This window comes from Shimazuella sp. NTD247 (genome assembly GCF_059510415.1).
In genome coordinates, this window is the sequence record NZ_JCAJZU010000010.1 from 1 (window position 1) to 22,984 (window position 22,984).

General features: G+C 38.9%; 23 protein-coding genes and 1 pseudogene. 16 read left to right on the forward strand and 8 right to left on the reverse strand.

The features are described 5' to 3' along the window. Nucleotides 1-485: 485 nt before the first annotated feature. Nucleotides 486-878 (forward strand): hypothetical protein, encoded by a 393-nt coding sequence (locus AC5WOC_RS19730; protein ID WP_496057135.1) that lies wholly within the window; start codon nucleotides 486-488, stop codon nucleotides 876-878. Nucleotides 879-1,539: 661 nt separating this feature from the next. On the opposite strand, the gene AC5WOC_RS19735 is transcribed toward AC5WOC_RS19730, so the two are convergent. After that, a complete protein-coding gene (locus AC5WOC_RS19735) occupies nucleotides 1,540-1,884 on the reverse strand; it encodes a hypothetical protein (RefSeq protein ID WP_496057136.1) in 345 nt (114 codons plus the stop codon). 461 nt (nucleotides 1,885-2,345) lie between these two features. Here AC5WOC_RS19735 and purE point away from each other — a divergent pair, with 461 nt between their 5' ends. Genes purE through purD form a run of 12 tightly spaced genes read left to right on the forward strand, consistent with a single transcriptional unit; the run spans nucleotide 2,346 to nucleotide 14,962 of the window. Then, entirely contained in the window at nucleotides 2,346-2,831 is a 486-nt protein-coding gene (gene purE / locus AC5WOC_RS19740) for a 5-(carboxyamino)imidazole ribonucleotide mutase (RefSeq protein WP_496057137.1), read from the forward strand. After that, the gene (gene purK / locus AC5WOC_RS19745) at nucleotides 2,828-4,015 is read left to right on the forward strand and encodes a 5-(carboxyamino)imidazole ribonucleotide synthase (protein ID WP_496057138.1); all 1,188 of its coding nucleotides are present in this window, start codon (nucleotides 2,828-2,830) and stop codon (nucleotides 4,013-4,015) included. The genes purE and purK overlap by 4 nt, the downstream gene beginning before the upstream one ends. Continuing rightward, on the forward strand, nucleotides 4,008-5,300 hold the full coding sequence (purB, locus tag AC5WOC_RS19750) for an adenylosuccinate lyase (protein ID WP_496057139.1): 1,293 nt from the start codon (nucleotides 4,008-4,010) through the stop codon (nucleotides 5,298-5,300). Before purK ends, purB begins: the two co-directional genes overlap by 8 nt. A gap of 11 nt (nucleotides 5,301-5,311) precedes the next feature. After that, a complete protein-coding gene (purC, locus tag AC5WOC_RS19755; protein WP_496057140.1) occupies nucleotides 5,312-6,025 on the forward strand; it encodes a phosphoribosylaminoimidazolesuccinocarboxamide synthase in 714 nt (237 codons plus the stop codon). After that, complete coding sequence (gene purS / locus AC5WOC_RS19760; protein WP_496057141.1) at nucleotides 6,018-6,266, forward strand: phosphoribosylformylglycinamidine synthase subunit PurS; 249 nt, start codon at nucleotides 6,018-6,020, stop codon at nucleotides 6,264-6,266. Before purC ends, purS begins: the two co-directional genes overlap by 8 nt. A 2-nt stretch (nucleotides 6,267-6,268) precedes the next feature. Then, nucleotides 6,269-6,949, forward strand: coding sequence for a phosphoribosylformylglycinamidine synthase subunit PurQ (gene purQ, locus AC5WOC_RS19765; protein ID WP_496057142.1), 681 nt, complete (start codon nucleotides 6,269-6,271; stop codon nucleotides 6,947-6,949). After that, a complete protein-coding gene (gene purL, locus AC5WOC_RS19770) occupies nucleotides 6,946-9,186 on the forward strand; it encodes a phosphoribosylformylglycinamidine synthase subunit PurL (RefSeq protein ID WP_496057143.1) in 2,241 nt (746 codons plus the stop codon). The genes purQ and purL overlap by 4 nt, the downstream gene beginning before the upstream one ends. Next, nucleotides 9,156-10,574 (forward strand): amidophosphoribosyltransferase, encoded by a 1,419-nt coding sequence (gene purF / locus AC5WOC_RS19775; protein WP_496057144.1) that lies wholly within the window; start codon nucleotides 9,156-9,158, stop codon nucleotides 10,572-10,574. Before purL ends, purF begins: the two co-directional genes overlap by 31 nt. Then, nucleotides 10,571-11,578 carry a phosphoribosylformylglycinamidine cyclo-ligase gene (gene purM / locus AC5WOC_RS19780; protein ID WP_496057145.1) on the forward strand — a complete coding sequence of 336 codons (1,008 nt, stop codon included), beginning with the start codon at nucleotides 10,571-10,573 and terminating at the stop codon, nucleotides 11,576-11,578. The genes purF and purM overlap by 4 nt, the downstream gene beginning before the upstream one ends. After that, complete coding sequence (purN, locus tag AC5WOC_RS19785; RefSeq protein WP_496057146.1) at nucleotides 11,575-12,144, forward strand: phosphoribosylglycinamide formyltransferase; 570 nt, start codon at nucleotides 11,575-11,577, stop codon at nucleotides 12,142-12,144. Before purM ends, purN begins: the two co-directional genes overlap by 4 nt. A gap of 1 nt (nucleotide 12,145) precedes the next feature. Further along, nucleotides 12,146-13,690: a bifunctional phosphoribosylaminoimidazolecarboxamide formyltransferase/IMP cyclohydrolase gene (purH, locus tag AC5WOC_RS19790; protein ID WP_496057147.1), complete on the forward strand. Its 1,545-nt coding sequence runs from the start codon at nucleotides 12,146-12,148 to the stop codon at nucleotides 13,688-13,690. A 9-nt stretch (nucleotides 13,691-13,699) separates the two neighbouring features. Beyond that, complete coding sequence (purD, locus tag AC5WOC_RS19795; protein WP_496057148.1) at nucleotides 13,700-14,962, forward strand: phosphoribosylamine--glycine ligase; 1,263 nt, start codon at nucleotides 13,700-13,702, stop codon at nucleotides 14,960-14,962. Nucleotides 14,963-15,050: 88 nt separating this feature from the next. Here the strand turns inward: purD and AC5WOC_RS19800 are convergent, their stop codons facing one another. From AC5WOC_RS19800 to AC5WOC_RS19820, 5 genes are all read right to left on the reverse strand, one after another. Continuing rightward, nucleotides 15,051-15,797 carry an SDR family oxidoreductase gene (locus AC5WOC_RS19800; RefSeq protein WP_496057149.1) on the reverse strand — a complete coding sequence of 249 codons (747 nt, stop codon included), beginning with the start codon at nucleotides 15,795-15,797 and terminating at the stop codon, nucleotides 15,051-15,053. A 179-nt stretch (nucleotides 15,798-15,976) separates the two neighbouring features. After that, a complete protein-coding gene (locus tag AC5WOC_RS19805) occupies nucleotides 15,977-16,399 on the reverse strand; it encodes a hypothetical protein (RefSeq protein WP_496057150.1) in 423 nt (140 codons plus the stop codon). A 283-nt stretch (nucleotides 16,400-16,682) separates the two neighbouring features. Next, entirely contained in the window at nucleotides 16,683-17,096 is a 414-nt protein-coding gene (locus AC5WOC_RS19810; RefSeq protein ID WP_496057151.1) for a DUF4267 domain-containing protein, read from the reverse strand. Nucleotides 17,097-17,432: 336 nt separating this feature from the next. Beyond that, nucleotides 17,433-17,987, reverse strand: a complete 555-nt coding sequence (locus AC5WOC_RS19815) for a DUF6022 family protein (RefSeq protein WP_496057152.1) — start codon at nucleotides 17,985-17,987, stop codon at nucleotides 17,433-17,435. 123 nt (nucleotides 17,988-18,110) lie between these two features. Beyond that, nucleotides 18,111-18,698 carry a TetR/AcrR family transcriptional regulator gene (locus AC5WOC_RS19820; RefSeq protein ID WP_496057153.1) on the reverse strand — a complete coding sequence of 196 codons (588 nt, stop codon included), beginning with the start codon at nucleotides 18,696-18,698 and terminating at the stop codon, nucleotides 18,111-18,113. Nucleotides 18,699-18,806: 108 nt separating this feature from the next. Here AC5WOC_RS19820 and AC5WOC_RS19825 point away from each other — a divergent pair. Continuing rightward, nucleotides 18,807-19,135: pseudogene (locus AC5WOC_RS19825) on the forward strand (MFS transporter); the annotation flags it as partial. A gap of 250 nt (nucleotides 19,136-19,385) precedes the next feature. Next, nucleotides 19,386-19,934 carry an NADPH-dependent FMN reductase gene (locus AC5WOC_RS19830; RefSeq protein WP_496057154.1) on the forward strand — a complete coding sequence of 183 codons (549 nt, stop codon included), beginning with the start codon at nucleotides 19,386-19,388 and terminating at the stop codon, nucleotides 19,932-19,934. Between the two features lie 473 nt (nucleotides 19,935-20,407). Here the strand turns inward: AC5WOC_RS19830 and AC5WOC_RS19835 are convergent, their stop codons facing one another. Then, complete coding sequence (locus tag AC5WOC_RS19835; protein WP_028778373.1) at nucleotides 20,408-20,620, reverse strand: hypothetical protein; 213 nt, start codon at nucleotides 20,618-20,620, stop codon at nucleotides 20,408-20,410. Between the two features lie 668 nt (nucleotides 20,621-21,288). Continuing rightward, entirely contained in the window at nucleotides 21,289-21,489 is a 201-nt protein-coding gene (locus AC5WOC_RS19840; RefSeq protein WP_496057155.1) for a YgaP family membrane protein, read from the reverse strand. Nucleotides 21,490-21,703: 214 nt separating this feature from the next. On the opposite strand from AC5WOC_RS19840, the gene AC5WOC_RS19845 reads away from it, so the two are divergent. After that, nucleotides 21,704-22,972: an O-antigen ligase family protein gene (locus tag AC5WOC_RS19845; protein ID WP_496057156.1), complete on the forward strand. Its 1,269-nt coding sequence runs from the start codon at nucleotides 21,704-21,706 to the stop codon at nucleotides 22,970-22,972. Nucleotides 22,973-22,984: the final 12 nt, after the last annotated feature.

Below are 22,984 nucleotides of genomic sequence, written 5' to 3' on the forward strand. Positions count from 1 at the left end.
AAAATAAAAACCTACCGTTTACGGTGGGTTTTTTGATTTTAAGAAATTGTAGTTTTATCTGTTAGATGGTATGGAGCAATCCTGAGTGGACAGAAGAAACTAAATATTAATACAGTATTGATAAAGTTAAATTTAATTGATAAGTTAAAAAGAAGGCATGACTTTTTTATAGAGAAAAAAGCACACTATAAGAAGTGATCTGGTTAAGAAATGGAAGATAGATTCTCCGACAACAATAAACGGAATTCACCTCGTTTATTGTTGTGAAAATAAGATACTAATTTGTACAGTAAAACACAAAGAACAGACTATCCATTAATTTATTTGGAACATACTTGTTCGAGCATAAATAAAAAATAATAGAGATAATTAGGATCATACAGCTTATTAGACTCATATTTAATCATTTTGCATTTTTTAGAGGTTTCCTATACAATTAGTGTAGACTGAATAATCAGTCTTTTTTGGAGAGAAAGGATTTTCTCATGGCACTCGTTCCATTTTTCCCTCCAAATAATAAAAAACAAACATGGAGGGTTTGTGGAAATGATAGGATTAGATGGGGTAAACCTTCTGATCGACGATTGATCCCATCATTTTCGAGTAAATCAAAAAGTTCTTTTTACTATGCAATCCGCATCACATCAAAAAGTGTAACTGTTTATAAAGTGCTGATTAAGGGAGATGTAAAGAATGTGATCAAGGTAGTTACAGAAAGCTCTTTTCCTCCTGGTAAAAATAAAGTATTGGTTAACGAAAACAGTAATCCGAGAAGTCTTCTAATCTGCACAGTGGAACGTTTGCTTGATACTGATAGTGTTGCGAAGGGAATTGAGGAAATCTGGATTCATTCAACTACAACAGAGATAAAGAGTTAATGAAAAGTTGCCTAGATGATAATTTGTCTAGGCAACACTAACGTTTGTAATTTGAATAGAGCATATTGTATGGTTTGTTGATTTGCTCTATGAAATTGTCTACATACTAAAGAGAATATTATTAATATTCTCATATAAATAATTGATCCATTTGAAATCACTGTATATAATATATAAGAGGATGAAATTCATCCCATTTAGAAGAACAGGAACACATCATGTTTACTAGGTTTAAAAAGATCCCCCTAAAGTATTCGGTGCAGAATTTTTGGGCTCTTGAAGTAAATACAAAGATAAAGTGGGGGGGAATCAGTGCTTCTAATCTCTCTGTATCTCCCCCTCTCGGCATGTATGCTATTTGTCTTCGCGATGATTCTGTGACTGTTTATGATGAAGGATCCAGAGAACTTAAGCTCTTTGATCAGAATACACCTCTGAATCAGGAGATTGTTGTTTACCAAGACAATGATCCACAAAAGATGCCAATCTGTAAGATTAAACGGCTGGCGAATTGTTCAGTCTCTAGAAAAGGATCTTGTTGGGTGTTTGGTAAAAAGTAATCGCTTTCTTGTCTGGGCAACACCTGTTGTCCAGACACCAATGGGAATAAAATGAATGAGATTTTATTTCATATGTCAGTATGTTATGAAATACATATAAGTTAATATTTTTCAAAAGTATATTGGAATCCGCTATGTATCTTAATAAAATCTATTCCCTCTGTTAAAATTAGCATTAAATCATTATCAATTACATTTGAAGTGATGTCTTTATATGCTTCTTCATCTTTATAGTAAACTTGTACTTGCAGGTAATTTTTATTACTCTCTACTTGGTGCAGTTCTGGGGTAATGGTCATCTGTGTTAATTTCGTCACATCGGCTTTGACGACTCCAGGCAATAAAAGAACTTTTGGAACTACTTCCTCGACTAAAAACTCCATATATTCCATTAAATCCATTGAGTTTGCCTCGTTACTCACAATATGTACCACTTGTTTAAACAAATCCAAAACCCCTTTTTACTAGTTTTCGCTAATTTCTTCTATTATTTAATAAATAAACCCAGATATCAACAAAAAGTTGATCAACTAGACCTAATTTTCTAATTGTTGTTAACAGTTTAGTGAATTCTTTTGGGAAAACCTTTGTATTTTTTTAGTACATAAATGAATAGTAGTCAGTCAAATAGCTCAATAATTATTGGTATTAAAAATGGATATTATCTCCTATTTTGAATAGTTTTCGTGTGTGAAAACATATCTATCTATGGAATAAAGTGCGTTTTCACGAACATTAAAGGATCAATATCCTTTAGTCGTTCGTTTTTTTGTTTGACTTGGTTTCCAAAGGTTGATACACTAAACATGTTGTAAATGAAGCTAACACTACCTAAATAGGATAGGATTTCGCGAAGCAAAGAATAAAGCTTCTGGAATGCACTGTTTGGGTTTTTTTATGGAGGCGAATGATGGTACGTGTTGGAGTAATTATGGGCAGTACTTCGGATTGGCCAACAATGAAATTAGCTTGTGATGTACTAGAAGAATTACAAATTTCTTATGAAAAAAAAGTAGTGTCTGCACATCGTACGCCGGATGAGATGTTTAGCTATGCTGAATCTGCGATGGACAGAGGAATCAAAGTAATTATCGCTGGCGCAGGTGGTGCTGCGCATTTACCGGGAATGGTAGCAGCGAAGACCATACTGCCTGTGATTGGCGTGCCAGTAAAAAGTTCTGCATTAAGTGGGATGGATTCCCTTTTATCCATTGTGCAAATGCCTGGCGGTGTGCCAGTAGCAACCGTAGCAATAGGAAATGCAGGGGCTACCAATGCCGGATTACTAGCAGCACAGATCATTGGAACATTTAATGAAGAAGTACAACAAAAACTACAAAATAGAAGACAACAAACAAGACAAAAGGTACTTGAAGAGGGGGAACTAACATGAGTAACCTCTTACCAGGGCAAACCATCGGAGTTTTAGGTGGTGGGCAATTAGGCCGAATGGTAATCCTAGAAGGCAGAAAGATGGGTTATCGTTTTGTCACCCTAGACCCTGCGAAAGATGCTCCAGGAGTACAAGTTTCCGATCATCATATTCAAGCATCATTTGATGATTTAACAGCAGCAGACCAATTAGCTTCTTTATCAGATTTAATCATTTATGAATTTGAAAATATTGATCCGAAAGTGGTACAACGTTTAGAAGCACAGAAGCCAGTACCACAAGGCAGTAGATTATTAGAAGTAACAAGGCATCGTTTAACAGAGAAAGCCGCAATTGAGCGTGCTGGAGCGCCTGTTGCACCTTATGCCGAAGTAGCGTTTGTGGAAGAACTACAAATGGCAGTGGATAAAATTGGATTACCTGCAGTTTTAAAAACAGTTACTGGCGGCTATGACGGAAAAGGTCAATGGATTTTTCACTCCACAGATGATGTGACTGCTTGGACAAAAGAGAACAATATCGAGTCCCAAACCTATATCTTAGAAAAATTTATCCCTTTTCTAAAGGAAATTTCCGTTGTCGTGGCAAGAAGTGTTACTGGGGAAATTCAAGCATTTCCACCAGCTGTTAATTTACACCGAAATCATATTCTTCATCTTTCTATTGCACCAGCTACGGTTACAGATGAAACGCGTCAGCGAGCTGTACGTTTAGCTACACAGATCGCGGAACATATGGAGATCGTAGGACTCTTGGCAGTTGAGATGTTTTTACATGCTGATGGACATCTCTATATCAATGAATTGGCTCCACGTCCTCATAATTCAGGTCATTACACGTACGACGCTTGTAATCCTTCGCAATTTGAACAGATGATTCGAGCAGTTATTGGCTTACCACTTATTCAACCTGCACTTTATCAATCCGCTATTATGATGAACTTATTAGGCGAACATCAAGAAGCTTTTTTCCAAACGTTTGGTGACATACCCACAAATATGAAATGCCATTGGTATGGCAAAACAGAAGCAAAAAAAGGTCGAAAAATGGGTCACATCACACTTTTAACAGAAAATATTGCTGAAGGCTTGTCACAATTAGATCAATTAAACATATGTCCAGCCTTATCAGATAAAGAACAAAAAGCAGTTTGGACCAAAGAAAAGGGGTATACCGTTGATTAACCGTTATTCTCGTGAAGAAATGGCTTCCATTTGGACAGATCAAAATCGTTTTCAAGCTTGGCTAGAAGTAGAAATCTTAGCATGTGAAGCATGGGCTGAACTCGGTATTATTCCGAAAGAAGAAGTAGTGCTGATCAGAAAAAATGCTGCATTTGATGTAAACCGCATCTTGGAAATCGAACAAGAGACTCGTCATGATGTGGTTGCTTTCACACGTGCAGTATCTGAAACGTTAGGAGATGAATCCAAATGGGTTCATTATGGCTTGACTTCAACGGATGTTGTAGACACTGCACTATCTTATTTATTGCGTCAAGCTAATGAAATTTTGCTCAAAGATGTCGATCGTTTGATCGAGGTGCTTGGCAATCAAGCAAAACAATATAAATATACCGTGATGATGGGTCGTACACATGGTGTGCATGCTGAGCCTACTACTTTTGGATTGAAAATGGCTCTTTGGTATGAGGAAATGAAACGCAATCGTGAACGTTTGGTTGATGCGATCGAGACAGTGCGAGTCGGTAAAATGTCTGGCGCGGTTGGAACGTATGCAAATATTGATCCATTTGTAGAAAAATTTGTATGCGAACATCTTGGCTTGGAGACGGCATCCATATCCACACAAACCCTGCAGCGTGATCGCCATGCAAACTACATGGCAACATTAGCACTAGTTGCTACATCATTGGATAAGTTTGCTACCGAAATACGCGGCCTTCAAAAAAGTGAAACGAGAGAAGTGGAAGAACCTTTTGGCAAAGGACAAAAGGGATCTTCTGCAATGCCTCACAAACGAAATCCGATTGGCTGTGAAAATATTTCCGGATTGGCTCGTATTGTGCGTGGTCATATGGTGTCTGCTTATGAAAATGTTCCGCTGTGGCATGAACGAGATATATCTCATTCATCTGTTGAACGTGTCATTCTTCCAGATGCGACCATTTTACTAAACTATATGTTGAACCGATTTACAAATATTATTCGCGATATTCGAGTGTTCCCAGAAAATATGAAACGTAATATGGATCGTACTTTTGGACTTATTTATTCGCAACGTGTTTTACTTACGCTAATTGATAAGGGATTAACAAGAGAAAAAGCATATGATCGGGTACAAGCATTAGCGATGCAAGCATGGGAAGAACAAACTTCTTTCCGCGGTCTTGTGGAAAAAGATGAATTTATCACGGGACACCTATCAAAGGATGAAATTGCAGATTGCTTTGATTATCGACATCATTTAGCCCGAGTTGATTTCATATTTGAACGGCTTGGACTATAGGGGGACTACTGATGGGAGTGCTAATGTACGAAGGAAAAGCCAAAAAACTTTTTTCTACCAAAGATCCAAATGTATTACTCGTGCAATACAAAGATACTGCTACTGCATTTAATGGAGAAAAAAAAGAAGTATTGGACGGAAAAGGTGCATTAAACAATAAAATTACCAGCTACTTTTTCGAACTTCTCGCAGAAAACGGAGTAGAAAGTCATTTCTTAGAACGCCTCTCAACATTGGAGCAACTTGTAAAAAAAGTAACCATCATCCCTTTGGAAGTTGTTGTCCGTAATATTACTGCGGGTAGTTTTGCAAAAAGATTAGGCTTAGAAGAAGGAAAAGCCTTACCCTTTCCGATTGTAGAGTTTTATTACAAGGACGATAGTCTCGGAGATCCTTTAATTATCGAAGATCACATTTATGCGTTAAATATTGCTACAGAAGAAATTGTAAAGCAATTGAAAGAACAAGCACTTTTGATCAATAAAATTTTGTCCAAGCATATGGAAGAACGCAGAATTCGTCTCGTTGATTTTAAATTGGAGTTTGGTATCGATCAATACAATCAAGTTTTACTCGCTGATGAGATTTCCCCTGATACTTGCCGGTTTTGGGATTTAGATTCTGGTGATAAGTTGGACAAAGACCGCTTTCGGCGTGATCTAGGTAATGTGTTGGAGGCATATCAAGAAATAGATAAACGATTGGGAGGCGGGCAACATGTATAAAGCAACAATATATGTGACGTTAAAAGAGAGTGTGTTAGATCCACAAGGAGTAGCAGTAAAAGGGTCGCTTCACACGATGGGATATACCGAAGTATCTGATGTGCGGATTGGGAAGCGTTTGGAAGTATCACTAAACGCGAACGATCGAGCAGCAGCAGAAAAAGCAGTTACTGCAATGTGTGAAAAATTGTTTTCGAATCCAGTGATTGAAAACTTTCGCTTTGAACTAGAGGAGGTTTAAGCATGCGATCCGCTGTTGTAGTGTTTCCAGGTTCCAATTGTGATATGGACTTAGTACATGCAATCGAAGATGTATTAGGAGCAGAAGTTCAGCCAGTATGGCACCAAGAATCTGATTTATCTTCCTATGATGCAATATTTTTACCTGGTGGATTTTCCTATGGGGATTATTTACGCTGTGGATCACTTGCTACTTTTTCTCCTGTGATGGATGCTGTGAAAAAAGAAGCAGTGGCTGGGAAGTTAGTAGTTGGCATCTGCAATGGATTTCAAATCTTGACAGAAGCTGGATTGCTTCCTGGTGCATTGATGCGTAACGATCATTTGCAATTTCGTTGTGAAATCGAACCTCTTTCTGTAGAAAGTACAAATTCTCCATTTACCAAACATTATGTGCAAGGAGAAACAGTACAAATTCCGATTGCCCATGCAGAAGGAAACTATTTTTGTGATGAGACAACACTAAAGCAACTCGAAGAGAGTGGGCGAATTTTATTCCGTTATGCAGGGAAGAACCCAAATGGGGCAATTGCTAATATTGCTGGTATCATCAATGAAAAAGGAAATGTATTAGGAATGATGCCGCACCCGGAAAGAGCGATAGTCGATTGGATGGGTTCCGCTGATGGAGCGAAATTATTTACTTCAATGTTAGCTTACTGGAAGGAGAATCGTGCATCATGATGGAACCTACCGCTGAACAAATTCGCGATCAACAACTATATAAAGAAATGGGCTTAACTACAGAGGAATTTGAAAATATTATCGGGCACTTAGGACGTTTGCCTAATTGGACAGAAGTAGGTATTTACAGTGTGATGTGGTCCGAACACTGTAGTTATAAAAATTCGAAGCCACTCTTAAAGAAGTTTCCAACGACAGGTGAAAAAATATTGCTCGGTCCTGGTGAAGGTGCAGGAGTAATTGATATCGGCGATGAGCAAGCAGTTGTGTTTAAAATTGAAAGTCATAACCACCCTTCTGCTGTCGAACCTTTCCAAGGTGCTGCAACGGGTGTTGGGGGAATCATTCGTGATGTTTTCTCCATGGGTGCACGTCCAGTAGCATTATTGAATTCGCTGCGATTTGGAGACTTGGATTCTTCGCAAGTACGTTACCTGTTTGATAACGTTGTTGCAGGCATTGCACACTACGGCAACTGTATTGGTATTCCGACAATCGGTGGAGAAGTTGTATTTGATAACGCATATGATGGCAATCCTCTCGTAAATGCAATGTGTGTTGGTATTATCAATCATGGTGATTTACAAAAAGGTGTTGCTGTAGGTACTGGTAACCCAGTGATTTATGTGGGTGCGAGTACAGGCCGTGATGGTATTCATGGAGCAACTTTTGCATCAGAGGAGTTAAACGAAGAATCCGAAGAAAAACGTTCAGCTGTGCAAGTTGGCGATCCATTTATGGAAAAGCTCCTGTTAGAAGCATGTTTAGAAATGGTAGAACAAAACATGTTGCTTGGAATTCAAGACATGGGTGCGGCAGGTCTTACTTGTTCCAGTGCTGAAATGGCAGCAAAGGGAGGACAAGGGTTAGATTTAAATTTAGACCTTGTACCACAGCGAGAAACAGGCATGACTTCCTATGAGATCATGTTATCGGAATCCCAAGAGCGGATGCTGTTGGTTGTGGAAAAAGGTAGAGAATCAGAGGTTATAGCAATTTGTGATAAATGGGGATTACAGTCTGCAGTAATTGGTCATGTAACAGATGGCAATCAGTATCGTTTGTTCCAGCATGGTAAATTGGTAGCAGATATTCCTGTGAACACACTTGTGGATGATGCACCTATTTATGTGCGGGAAGAAAAAGTTCCAGCTTACTATATAGAAAACGAAACAGTTGACCCAGTAGCTTCCTTGCAAAATATCGATGCTCAAGAAGCATTGGTGAAAATTTTACAATCTCCAAATATGGCGAGCAAAAAATATGTATATCAGCAGTACGATTTTATGGTGCGGACAAGTACAGCAGTGCGCCCAGGATCAGATGCAGCAGTTGTAGTCATTCGTGATACTGAAAAAGCTTTGGCAATGAGTACGGATGGAAATGGACGATATGTTTACCTTGATCCAGTAAATGGTGGGCGGATTGCTGTTGCTGAATCAGCGAGAAATGTAGTCTGTTCTGGTGCACAGCCGTTGGGAATCACCGACTGCTTGAATTTTGGCAGCCCAGAAAAGCCAGAAGTTTATTGGCAGTTGTCGAAAGCAATCGACGGAATGAGTGAAATGTGCCATGAACTCCAAACACCAGTAGTTGGTGGTAATGTAAGTTTGTATAACGAAACCAAAGGACAGCCGATTTATCCTACTCCTGTCGTGGGCATGGTTGGATTAGTGGAAAAACGAGAACATATAACAACTGGGGCATTCAAGCAAGCAGATGATGTTTTACTCTTCTTAGGAGATACAGAAATAGAACTGGGTGGCAGTGAATTACAGCAGGTTTATGCAGGTGTAATCAGTGGTCGTTCCCCAAAACTCGATAGTAAAAAAGAAAAAGCTTTGCAGCAAGCAGTGCTCTCTGTAATCCGCCAAGGATTGGTGCAATCGGCACATGATGTTTCGGAAGGCGGTATTGCCTTAGCAATTGCAGAATCTTGTATAAGCGGAAATCTTGGAGCAGAAGTGCATCTAGAAACAGCAGAAGACGTATCGCATTATCTTTACAGCGAAACACAATCAAGGGTATTACTCTCTGTATCCAAAGATAAAGTATCCCAAGTAATTGCTGTGATGAAGCAGTTTGATGTGCCTGTTCAAGAAATCGGTAAAGTAACAGATGGAACCCTCACCATAAATGTAAATAAAAAGCTTGTGATTGATCATGCTGTAGCATCATTAACCAATCTTTGGGAAGAGGCGATACCATGCAAGATGACAGCATCTTCGACGAATTAAATGAAGAATGTGGCGTATTTGGCATAGTAGGTCATCATGATGCAGCTAGACTTACTTACTATGGGCTGCATGCATTACAGCATCGTGGACAAGAAAGCGCTGGTATTGTTACAACGGATGGACAGAAGTTTCATGTTCATCGTGACATGGGTTTGGTTACAGAAGTATTCAGTTCGGAACGAATTGCTGGATTAAAAGGTTCGACTGCGATTGGACATGTTCGCTATTCAACTACTGGAGCGAGTACACTAGCAAATGTTCAGCCTTTGGTGTTCAACTATGCCAAAGGGGAAATAGCAATTGCCACAAACGGAAATTTGGTTAACGGGGACAAACTGCGCAAAGAATTAGAAGCGAATGGATCTATTTTTCAAACGACTACAGACACAGAAGCAATTGCGCATTTGATTGCAAGATCGACTGCTGACACATTGGAAGATGCAGTCAAGGAAACATTAAACCAGCTTGTCGGGGCTTATGCATTATTGATTTTAACCAATGATCAATTGTTTGTTGCGCAAGATCCACATGCTTTGCGGCCGTTAGCAATTGGCAAGTTGGGCGATTCCTATGTGTTTTCTTCTGAAACATGCGCTTTCGATACAATTGGAGCAACCTTTATTCGTGAGATTGAACCAGGAGAGTTGTTAGTTATCAGCCCTGATAACGAAATGAGAGTGACAAGATTCTCGGAGCCAAAAGAAACATCTATCTGTTCCTTTGAATATATTTATTTTGCTCGTCCAGATAGCGATATTAGTGGAATCAATGTACACACTGCCCGCAAACGTCTAGGCAGACAATTAGCAAAAGAAGCATTTGTGGAAGTTGATGTCATCACAGGTGTCCCTGATTCAAGTACATCTGCTGCAATTGGTTTTTCCGAAGCAACCGGTATTCCATACGAACTTGGACTTATTAAAAATCGTTATGTTGGACGAACGTTTATTCAACCAAGCCAAGAGTTACGTGAGCAAGGTGTCAAAATGAAGTTAAGTGCTGTTCGAAAAGTAGTGGAAGGTAAGCGGGTTGTTATGGTGGATGATTCGATCGTACGGGGAACCACCTGCCGCAGAATCGTGAACTTGTTGCGGGAAGCTGGAGCTACAGAAGTACATGTGAGAATTAGTTCACCGCCTGTTAAAAATCCTTGTTTTTATGGTATTGATACAGCTGATCGTGATCAACTGATTGCCTCCAATCACACAGTGGAGGAGATCTGCGAAATAATCAATGCTGATTCGTTGGCTTTTTTAAGTGCCGAAGGAATGATAGAAGCGATTGGCAGACAATCCAATGAAAAAAATCGTGGTCATTGTTTAGCCTGTTTTACAGGAGAATATCCTACAAAGTTGTATGAAGCGACCAAAGCGGAGGAAATCGTATGAGTGAAGCATACAAACAAGCTGGTGTAGATATCGATGCAGGAAACGAAACAGTAGAACGAATTCGTGCTCACGTAAAACGAACCTATCGTCCAGAAGTATTAGGAGATATCGGCGGGTTTGGCGGTGCATTTGCACTTGGAAAATATGAAAATCCGATCTTGGTTTCTGCTACAGATGGAGTAGGAACAAAGCTGAAATTAGCTTTTGCTACTGATCTTCATGATTCTATCGGCATTGATTGTGTTGCAATGTGTGTCAATGATCTCGTAGTTCAGGGAGCAGAACCGCTATTTTTTTTGGATTATTTGGCGACGGGAAAATTGCAGCCTGCGCAGGCAGAAGCAGTGGTCAAAGGGATCGCTGATGGATGTGTGGATGCTGGATGCTCCTTGATTGGTGGAGAAACAGCTGAAATGCCAGGGATGTATGCCAAAGGAGAGTATGATATCGCTGGATTTTGTGTAGGCGTAGTGGAAAAGGATAAATTTATTGATGGTTCTAGTATAAAAGCAGGAGACGTGTTAATTGGACTTGCCTCCAATGGATTGCATAGCAATGGTTTTTCGCTGGCAAGGCATGTGTTATTTGCTGATGGAATCGATTTGGAACTTGCAAGAGAACTGTTGACACCAACACGTATTTATGTCAAAACACTGTTAGCTCTGATGAAAGAATTTACAATCAAGGGTGCTGCGCATATTACTGGTGGTGGTTTGATAGAAAACGTACCTCGCATGCTTCAGAAAGGATTAACTGCACAAATCGATCCTGTTGCTTGGGATGTTCCAGAAATATTTGGTCGAATCCAGCATTCAGGGGATATTTCTAATGAAGATATGTTTCGTACCTTTAATATGGGGATCGGTATGGTCATTTGTGTCTCAAAAGAAGAAGCAGAAAAAGTGATGATGAGGGCTTCCGAACTAGGGGAGACCGTTGATCGGCTTGGAGAGATTGTCGAAGGACAAGCTGGGTTTCAATGGGCAGGTGAAAATAACAAATGAGCATTGCTGTTTTTGCCTCAGGAAGTGGTTCCAACTTTGAAAGTATTGTTACACAGTCGAGACAAGAAAAATGGGAGCAGCCAGTATCCTTATTGATTACAGATCGAGAAGGTGCAAAAGTATTGGATCGTGCGGAGCGATTAGATGTCCCGCATTTTCTCGTATCACCAAAATCATTTCCAAATAAAGAGGCATATGAGCAAGCGATTCTCGATGTTTTGCAGGAAAAGCAAATCGAATGGATCATTTTGGCTGGTTATATGCGTTTGATTGGTTCTACACTCTTATATCAATACAAAGGGCGGATTGTTAATATTCACCCGTCATTATTACCTGCTTTCATCGGAAAAGATGCGATTGAACGTGCATTTGCATATCCCGTGAAAGTTTCCGGAGTTACGGTTCATTTTGTTGATGAAGGAATGGATACTGGACCAATTATTGCCCAAGTTCCAGTATCGATAAATCCAGAAGATACGCTTGTGACATTTACACAAAAAATTCAAGCTGTGGAACACAAACTATATCCAGAAGTAGTGAAGCAGCTTATTACTAGGAGGATATAAAATGTCTAGCGTGCGTCGTGCACTTATTAGTGTTTCTGATAAAACAGGTATTGTCGATTTAGCCAAACAACTTGCTGAGTTAGATATACAGCTTATTTCTACTGGTGGGACATATAAATTGTTGCAACAGGAAGGGCTGGCAGTAACACAAATATCTGAAGTCACCGGTTTTCCCGAAATCCTGGATGGCAGAGTGAAAACATTACATCCAAAAGTTCATGGAGGATTGCTTGCTGTTCGCGATAAATCATCTCACATGCAGGCTTGTGCAGAAAATGACATTGAAATGATTGACCTCGTTATTGTCAATTTATACCCTTTTAAAGCGACGATTAGCAAAGAAGGATTTACGTATGAAGAAGCAATTGAAAACATTGATATTGGCGGACCATCCATGCTTCGTTCCGCAGCTAAAAACCACAATGATGTGACAGTGCTTGTAGATCCTGCTGATTATAAACAAGTATTAGAGGAGATAACTGCAACTGGTGAAACAACCCTTGCTACTCGGAAACGATTAGCAGCGAAAACTTTCCGTCATACTGCTGCATATGACTCTTTAATCGCCAGTTACTTGACCGCAGAAGGCCAAGAAGATTTACCAGAACAACTTACACTTTCCTATGAGAAAGTTAGTACTTTGCGTTATGGGGAAAATCCTCATCAAGAGGCTGCTTATTATCGCGAAGCATTAACTAAACCAAATCAGTTGGTATCAGCAAAACAACTGCAAGGAAAAGAACTATCCTATAACAACATTCAAGATGCGAATGCTGCAGTTGAAATCGTCAAAGAATTTACAGAGCCAGCAGTAGTAGCAGTCAAACACATGAATCCCTGTGGAGTAGCGATTGGAGAAACTGTTTTTGAGGCATATACTCGCACCTATGAAGCAGATCCAATTTCCATCTTTGGTGGAATTATTGCTACCAATCAATCCATCGATGCAGCAACTGCTTCCGAAATGAAAAAAATCTTTTTAGAAATTATTATTGCTCCATCATTTAGCGAAGAAGCAAAACAAATTCTCAGTGAAAAGAAAAATCTACGTCTATTAGAATTACCTATTTCTCCAGATTTGGCAGAGTCCACTTGGAAAACTACGTCCATTGATGGTGGAATACTGATTCAAGAACAAGATACCAAAAAAATTACCCGGGAAATGTGTACAGTAGCAACTGATCGTACACCAACAGAAGAAGAATGGAAAGAATTGTTATTTGCTTGGAAAGTAGTGAAACACGTTAAATCCAATGCGATAGTGCTAACAAAAGATAACAAAACGATCGGAGTTGGAGCAGGGCAAATGAATCGCGTCGGATCAGCAGAGATTGCCATTCGTCAAGCAGGAGAGGCTGTGCAAGGTGCAGTTTTGGCATCGGATGCTTACTTTCCAATGCCTGACACGGTCGAAAAAGCTGCTGTTGCAGGTGTTCGTGCGATTATCCAGCCAGGTGGTTCCATTCGAGATGAGGAATCTATCGTAGAAGCAAATAAACACGGAATTGCCATGATTTTTACTGGCGTGCGCCACTTCAAACACTAGGAGGAACTTATGCGGGTATTAGTAATTGGCAATGGCGGTCGTGAACATGCGATTGTACACAAGTTGGTGCAGAGCAAACGTGTATCGAAGATTTATTGTGCTCCAGGAAATGCTGGAACGGGGTTAATAGCAGAAAATGTTGCTATTGGAGTATCTGAACAAGAAAAACTAGCCCAATTTGCAATTGAAAATAGTATCGATTTAACGGTTGTCGGTCCAGAACTACCATTATTAGAAGGACTTGTAGATACCTTTGAAGAATTGAATTTACCGATTTTTGGTCCAAATAAAGCAGCTGCGGCGATTGAAGGCAGTAAAACATTCGCCAAAGAAATGATGAAAAAGTATCATATTCCTACAGCAAAATATGAAGTATTTACCGATAGTGAGGAAGCATTAGCTTATGTAAGACAAGCGGGTGCACCGATTGTTATTAAGGCAGATGGTTTGGCTGCTGGAAAAGGCGTAGTTGTTGCGCAAACACTGGAAGAAGCGGAGTCAGCAATCATCGAAGCAATGGATAAAAAAGTTTTTGGAGATGCAGGGGACAAAGTGGTTATTGAAGAATGTTTATTTGGTCAAGAAGTTTCTTTAATGGCATTTGTAGATGGTGCGAATTTTTCTCCTATGGTGATTTCCCAAGATCACAAAGCAGTGTATAACGGTGATAAAGGGCCAAATACTGGCGGAATGGGTGCTTACTCACCAGTTCCACAGATTCCCCAAACGGTAATTGATGAAGCGATTGAAACGATTATCCAACCGATGGCAGACGCCTTTCAGCAAGAGGGTATTACATACAAAGGAGTTTTGTATGCTGGTTTGATGATCACGTCAGACGGACCCAAGGTTATTGAATTCAATGCAAGATTTGGTGATCCAGAGACACAAGTCGTCCTTCCTAGGTTGAAAACAGATTTGGTAGATGTGCTGCTTGCCGTTGTGGAAGGGAACTTGAGCAAACAAAAAATAGAATGGAAAGAACAAGCCGCTGTTTGTGTAGTAATGACTTCACCTGGTTACCCTGGGAACTATCCCAATGGGTTGGAAATTCATTTTCCTGAAAAAGGTGAAGATCATACCGTCATTATTCATGCTGGTACCAAAGAAGTTAACGGAAAAATCGTTACTGCTGGAGGCAGAGTACTAGGAATTACAGCATTAGGTGATACGATTGTTGACAGTTTAAAACTTGCCTATCATACGGTAGAATTGGTTCGTTTTGAAGGAGCACACTATCGTACAGATATTGCGAAAAAAGCAGTTCAATAAACATAAGTAGAGGCTACCACATGGGTATCCTCTTTTTTATTCAAATATAGTGATTTAAACCCTAATAGGGATTCAAACCGATGGATCACTACCATGCAATCGGCTGGCGATTGCGAAAATAACCGCCATTAGGCTCGTCTTCCTGCAAAGTTGCTAACCAAACAGCAGTATCTGCTCCCTCTGCCACGGTGCTAGGTGCATCAGCACCTCCCATATCGGTTTTTACTCTTCCTGGGCATACTGCATTCACTTTAATTCCAATATCTGCTCCCTCTTGAGCTGCTAAACACGTTAAGGCATTTAGCATTGTTTTTGAGATTCGATAAGCTGAAGTTGATCCGCCCATTTGAATAGCACCTTGCCCGCTTAAAATTTCAAAAGCTCCTAATCCAGAAGACAGATTGACGATGCGCCCGTAATTTTGTTGTTTCATAATAGGAATAACGGCCTGTATAAGCCGTAATACACCAAAAAAATTAGTCTCAAATGTTTCTTTTACTACTTCCTCCTCTACTTCTAGTACAGATACTCCTCTATCAAGGATGATGCCAGCATTATTTACAAGTACATCCAGCCTCCCGTATTCACTTTTTATTTTATTTACTATCTTTTTGATGCTTGCCGCGTTATTAACATCGATTATTTGCAGATCTGCCATTAGTCCAGTAGTTTTTATTTCTGTAACTACTAGTGCGCCTTTGTCTGCATCTCTGCTGCCGACAAGTACGTGGTAACCTTTGACCGCTAATTGGCGGCATATTTCTTTGCCAATCCCTCTATTTCCCCCTGTAACAAGGGCAACTCGAGGAGTTTGTTTATTTGTTGGATAAATCATTTTAGAATCTCCTTCACATAGTTGAGAATGGATATTTCTATCGTCTTGGTATCACCATAAACTATCACATCATGTGAAGGTCAAGCCTGATTATACGATTATATAAATTAGTTTCGCCCACACATAAATTTGTGTGGGCGAAATGATCAGGAGACTTCCTGATCTACTTCACTATGCTTCTAGACTTTCTTCCACCAATCGGAGAGTGGGACAAAACAGAGCTCGAAAAGCTTGGTAAAATCGATCGTCTTATAATTTCGAACGTGAATCGTTTCTCGCCCCTTTTTGATCTGGACACCAAATTCGAATTCTACTTTATCTTCAAAACGAATAAAGGTGCCGTCATTGGGAGTAATCAGTTGGAAAGCAGATGCATTTGGAAGCGGAGCGATTCCATTCGAGCGAACATATTTGATTTCCAAGGTAGCGCCATATACAAAAAAGTCAATCCCGCTGGCAGTTGTTTCTTTTACGTTTCCCTTGAGTTCAAAGGAATGTCCCTTATTGTACGATTCATCCGTACACAATTCGAAGGTTGCTTCCACTTTCCCTTTTTTCTGATTGTAGGAAGGGGTGGCAAGAAGGAAATTGTCGAACATCATGCTCCTTAGGATGGGAGTGTTCAAGGAAATTATATAATAGTCAGCTAATTTGTGGAATTAGTAATTTTTCGGTGCTAGTTAATAATTATGGGGAATTTTCTTATTGGCAGGAGATCAATGGATAATCTTAGTTTGGAAGTCGAAGTGTAGCATAATTACTAGCTAAGCCAAAAGAATTCCCAAACTAAAAAAAGCTATTCTTTTTTGGGGATTAAAAGGAAGGATCGCGTAGGATAATGATTGCGAACACATGCAGAAAACAGGAGATCATCCTCCTGCTTTCTTATTCATTGAAATGTTTTGCTTTTTTCTCTTGTTGGTACAACATCCAACTCACGATCAACATGTATACTACTGTTACAATGTGAACCCATGATAGTGTTTTATCTACTGCATTTTGCAATACTACAGTCGCATCAACTACAGGCATACCTGTTGCAGCTAATAAAAATACCATGGATGCTTTTCTCATCCGAAGCACCATCAAAGCTAGTAAAAATACTCCCATGAATAAATCACGGTCCGCTTTAATCCAAACAACGGATTTGTCCACGGCATCTTTCAATGGCAGGCCAAAACTTTGTATTGCCGTTTCTGGAGTAAGAAACCCTTCTACTCCTATATACAACATCAATAGTGTAACAACGCCTACCAGCCAAAACGTTACAGCCTTTGGTCCCCAATAGGATGGACTCATTTTGTCGATCTCCTTTTTCTGCTCTACTATATATTTAAAATAATTGAAATATAATGTGAAGTACCGCATTTTAAAGTACGGTACTTCTATGAAGGAATTTTTTCGTCAACGCTTATTTCGATCTACTTAATGATAGACTTCAACCGTAAAATTACATGGTGCTTCAACATAAAACGTTCATGTATGCAATTTTGTTGGAGGTATTACTGAAAATCCATCTTTTTTAAGCGTTGATTGATCTGATTCACTTGCTTTTTGCATTCTTGACCAAACCCTCATGAAAGTTATTGGAAATTGAACCGATGATTCACCCGATAGAGTGAGGTGAAGGATAAACTATTGATTCTTTTGATTGGCTCTTAACTGAGCGACATAAACATGGAATTCAGGAAGATTAGCAAAATCGAATGCTGCATACCGTTTAGACAGAGTTGCTACAACTTCATCTTTGGTTGTTTCTGCTAAAGCGAAGACAGGCGGTTTTGTTGGTATGCGAAACTGTGTATGATCATGTGGCAAAACAGTGACGATGGTTCCAAGTGGCTCATCCGTTTCATGCTCATACAATGTACTCCACATGCAGCGATACTGATCTGTTTCCTCTGGGTTTGTTCCCCATTCTCTCGAAATTTCCATATCACCAGGGAGTCGGGTAGAAACTCGCAGTCCAGCATCTTTCAACTGGGAATGGATTTTTTGGTAGAGAAAGTTTAAATAGGTTCCATACGAAGGTTCACCTACGGTTGCAAATGCATGGTCCAACTGAGCTTTCTTCTCAGTTAAGATAACATCCCAGTTTGCGGTTACATGATCTTCTAGAAATTGGCCAACAGCAAAAATCTTGGCTCTATTTTGATTTTTTTCAAGATAGGAAACAAGTGTTGCAGTCATGACACATCACTCCTGTAAGGGATTGGCGTTTCCGCCTCTTCTGTCTACCAATGAATGATAGCGACAAGAGACAGCAGGAATGAATGATAGTTATTAATCACTAACATTTCAAAGTAAAAAAAATTAGGTGATACCACGGCAATAGGTTTGCACACAATGTTGGATAAAATCTTCCTTTGAATCCGTAATAAATTGGTTTTCTAGGAATGTGAGTGAAGCAAAATATCCAAAAAAGAAAGTTAAGAAAGAGATTGCTTGTTTATCTGGGTCTTCGATTTTTACTTTCTTTTTTTCACTCATCACTTGAAAATAGTGAGCTAAGGATTGTTTTAGTTTTTTTGGATTATTTGAGACATGATGACTTAACTCTGGCATTGTCGTTCGCTCTTGGACAGAAATAAGGAAAATAGAACGGTTTGCTTCCATTTGATCCAAATAAGTCGAAGCGATGAGATACAAATCTTTTTCCAGATCCCACGTAATTTGGGTTTCAAAAAGATTTTGGAATGACGTAACAACGGAGTGTTTTTCAATTGCGGTCTCCAATAACCTTTTTTTCGTTTCAAAATACCGGAAAATCGTCATTTCGCTTACTTGTGCATTTTGTGCAATTTCTCTAATGGTAACAGCTTTAAAACCTTTGTCCTTCATCAGTTGTATGGCTGTCTGTAAAATGCGGTCTGCGGTCCTTGTTTCTGATTTCTGCATCATTCCACCACTCTTTAATGTTAGTTATTAGTAACTATCACCATCATAGCACAATATGGAAAGAAGTCAAGATATTGAATTCAATGTGGGTTCTCAGTTTGATTTTTTCAAGTGGTTATTTTTTTCATTGCACTGACATACGGCGGTATTACTACATTCATCCCATTATTCACTCAATCGATCAAAGTCAATTCAGGCACTTTCTTTTTGATATATGCGATAGCTCTGACGTTTACACGACCAGTTGCTGGGAAATTTGTAGATCAATATGGCGAAGAAATTATTATTATTCCATCTTTCTTGCTTCAGCTCAATCAACACTTTAAATAGCCATAATCAATATGGTTTCTCCTTCGAAGAGAGGAGTAGCTAATGCATCTTTTTTCACAGCATTTGATTTAGGCATTGGATTGGGTTCTATCGTATTTGGGTTGATTTCGTAATACTTCGGTTACTCCTTCCTGTTATGCGGTTTGTATTGTATCAGCAATCATTTCTTTGTTGATTTTCAGCATCTTTGTAAAGAAAAAGTTAAATACTAATAAAGATGAAACGATATATGAAATTTAGTAGTGAAATTTGATTTAATAAAGGTGGTGACAATGTGTTAGCAGTTGTTTTATAGCAGAGCTCGTTCGTGAGTTCAGTCCATAAAAATTTCTGATTGAAGTAATGCCAGGAGGCAAAACGATGGAAAGATTAAATATTGGGATTGTATTAGGAAGTACCCGTCAAGGACGTGTAAGTCCCCAAGTAGGTAATTGGGTAAAAGAAATAGCAGATAAGCGTGAAGATGCAAATTATGAGATAGTTGACATAGCAGATTATGATTTGCCATTTTTTGGGGAAGGCACTGGGGAAGAAACCGGATTAAAAGCTTGGACAGAAAAAATTTCAAGTTTGGATGGATTTGTATTTATTGTAGCAGAATACAACCATAGTATTACAGGCGTGCTAAAAAATGCGCTGGACTCTGCACGTGATGAATGGAATCATAAAGCTGCGGGCATTGTGAGCTATGGTTCAACTGGAGGTGCTCGTGCAGCTGAGCATTTACGTGGTATCTTAGGAGAATTATTGGTAGCGGATGTTCGAGTACATCCAACACTATCCTTATTCACAGACTTTGAGAATTTTACTTCGTTTAAACCAGCTGATCTACATCTTGATAATGTCAATGTTATGTTAGATCAAACAACCGCATGGAGTGAAGCATTAAAAACTTTGCGAAAAAAGTAACTTAGATTTTGCTAGTGTCCGTCTATTATCTTGATTCTATGTTCGACACCAAGTAAAATTGCATGCCTATCAAGCTATCTTGTTTTTAAACAGAGATAGCTTCTTTTTTCGATCTAGTTCTGTTTTAAGATCTAGAACAAAGTGTCCCACTTTAATATATTCAGATAATTTGAAAAGGGCAATAATAAATTATCTATATAACTTTGCATTGATTTTTCGGTTAAATACCAATACAATTTTCCAATTAAAAAAATTTGAATGTGATGGGAGAGAAAACATGCAGAGGAGAATACCGCAAAAAGAGGATAGTGCATCTTATATAAAAATGAAAATCTATTCTTGTGGATGAAAAAAAGGTGGTTAAGCACTGCATAACCTCCTTCATAAAGGGTTCCTTATAGAATTGGAAAACCAAAACGGGACAGGAGGTATGATTAAGGGTAACCTCCTAACGAAGAAAAGAACGTTTACATTTAACAAATGGTGGTCGTTTGCTTTTCTCCAGCAATACTCATTGCATGAACAGGAATCTGAAACCACCATGCGCCATCTTTTCTACGGATAGGTTGAAAGCCTGCTTTTTTAAGAGTTCGAGCAACCGTCCAACTGGCCGTATAAACGGTGGCAAGGTTTGTGGATTCATCAAACTGGATTACAGTTTCTTTTTCTTGCTCGCTTAGTGACATTATCTTTCACTCCTCCATCCGATCAGCGATCGTATGTTCTTGTTTTTCATTCACCATTATAAGCCCATTGACTCCGAATTGCCACCTTCAGAAACTAATAAATTCTTAACTGTCTTTTTCGACGAAATATGACAATATGCCTTCTTTTTTTTGAAAAAAAATTGTCTTTTTCGCCAGAAAATTTTCAGGGAACCAATTAGCTTAGAAATGCCGCCAGTTTTGAAACATGTACTTGGAGCTGAAAATTTTTGATTAAACCGATCGTTAGATTTATTAGCAACAAATATGACATATATCCTACTATCTTGAAAACTATTATACAAAAAACTCAGAAAACACGCAATAGATAAAGTTTCACATTTAAATAGTTTTTCTTAACAAAGAACAACGTGCGATCATTTGTTCTTATTAAGGTTATAACATACCAGAAAAAGTTTGGCAAGTATAAAAGATTATTAAATATTTACGAAGATTGTTTTTCGCTTTTCCTTTTAAAAAAAGCAAAAGCGAAAAACAATATCGATAATGATAAAAATTTATTTGCATACGCTTTCATTATGGACTGTGATGAAAGTTATATCAAGCTTTTAAACAGATTTCGTACATATGATTGCAAAGGTAAATGACATGATCTTTTTTACCAACGACAAAAATGATGAGGAAAGAAGTTATTTATCTTCTTCATAGAGTGCTTTTAAAGGGCAGAACCGTGTTACTCCTTCTGCTACTTTCATCGCAGACATCATCGCGATCATAATACCGATTGGCGACCAACATCTTTTACTCATTTTCGCAGTACTCCAAGCTAATCCAGTTAATCCACACGTAATACGCATAATCGCTTCTACAAGGGACAAATTTGGTTTCATCTATCTTACATCCTTTCGAGTTATTTGTCTTCTTAGTTTAGTCATAAACTATAACTTGATATGTGAGTTAACTCTTGGTAAACGAGAAATTACTTGGATTCTACAAAGCGTTTTTTCGTAAAAATGTAGAGTAATCTTCGACAAACTGTCATATGTTTGATAAAATAATGCGAGCGTAATAGCGGAATCTATGCAAGCTAGGGAGAGTTCCCCTTTGAAACATTTACATAAACGACTAATTGAGTTGTTATATTTATCTATTTTGTTATCACCATTTTTCCCTCCAGTGGTTTTATTAGTTATTGCTATCGTTACCGTTTCCTTTTATCGGACACACTGGAGATTAAAAGCATGGCCGGAAAGCTTTTTTCTATTTCTTATTGTTATTTCATGTATTAGCTGGTTAGTTGATCCATCGTGGTTTAATGGGATACCCATTGTCGTTATCGTAGTGCTCTTATTTGGCTTATATTATCTTTTGGCGGTATGGGTTCGCAATGCACTTGATTTCCACTGGATGGACGTTCAGAGGCTCTATTTATCTTTTTGGATTGGTGGTATTTATCTAGCATTTATTTGCCTTGTCCAACAAGTAGAATGGCCATGGCTGCTCAACTCACCAATTGGTGCTCTTTTGCAATTTTACAAAGAGTATCGATTTCAAACCGAATCGGTTCGAAGTTTTGGGACGGCGGGTAATTCAAATCTGACAGCAGCATTATTAATTTGCTTAGCACTCATCAGTATTTATGCAGCTTCTGTTCTCAAGCTGAAATGGCAAAAAATAGCAGCTTATTTGATGTTTTTTTTATTTTGCTACTCCATATGGCTGACTGGTTCCCGTGGAGCTTGGGTAGGTTTGGTTGTCGGTTTAGTAGTTCAACTCTGGATGACTGGTGCAAGGAGATGGACAGTTGGAATTTTCTTGGGTTTAGTGGGATTAGTAACATTTTTTCCTGATTTAATCCCTAGACAAGAAACGATCATAAGTACTATCCGAGTGAGATTAGAAGTTTGGTTGACTGCATTGGAAATATTTAAAGAGCATTGGGCTTTTGGTGTTCTGCCATTACATTTCGGACAAATCTTTGAGCAGAAACAAAATTTTTCCGTCGTCCATGCACATAATATCTTTTTAGGTGTCGCGTCTGAATTTGGCGTCTTTGGATTTATAGCTTTCCTTGCCCTAATCTTTGTTACGATCCAGCGTGCCAGACGATGGAGGAAAAACGCTAACCTAAAAGAAGAGAAACGGTTGGCGGGTATGCTCTTATCGCAAATGGTTGCATTGCTTGGACATGGGATGTATGATTACCCGATTCTTTCTCCACAAGTCGGTGTATTATTTTTCTTAAGCACTATTATTATTCATACACAATATGAACGAAGGTGTCTGAATCGACCAGAGTGGAGTGAACCAAAGCAAACGGCAGTTATAACAGAAGATGAATTACAGAGCAAGGTAGCAGTTATCACAAAATAAATAGGTATAATC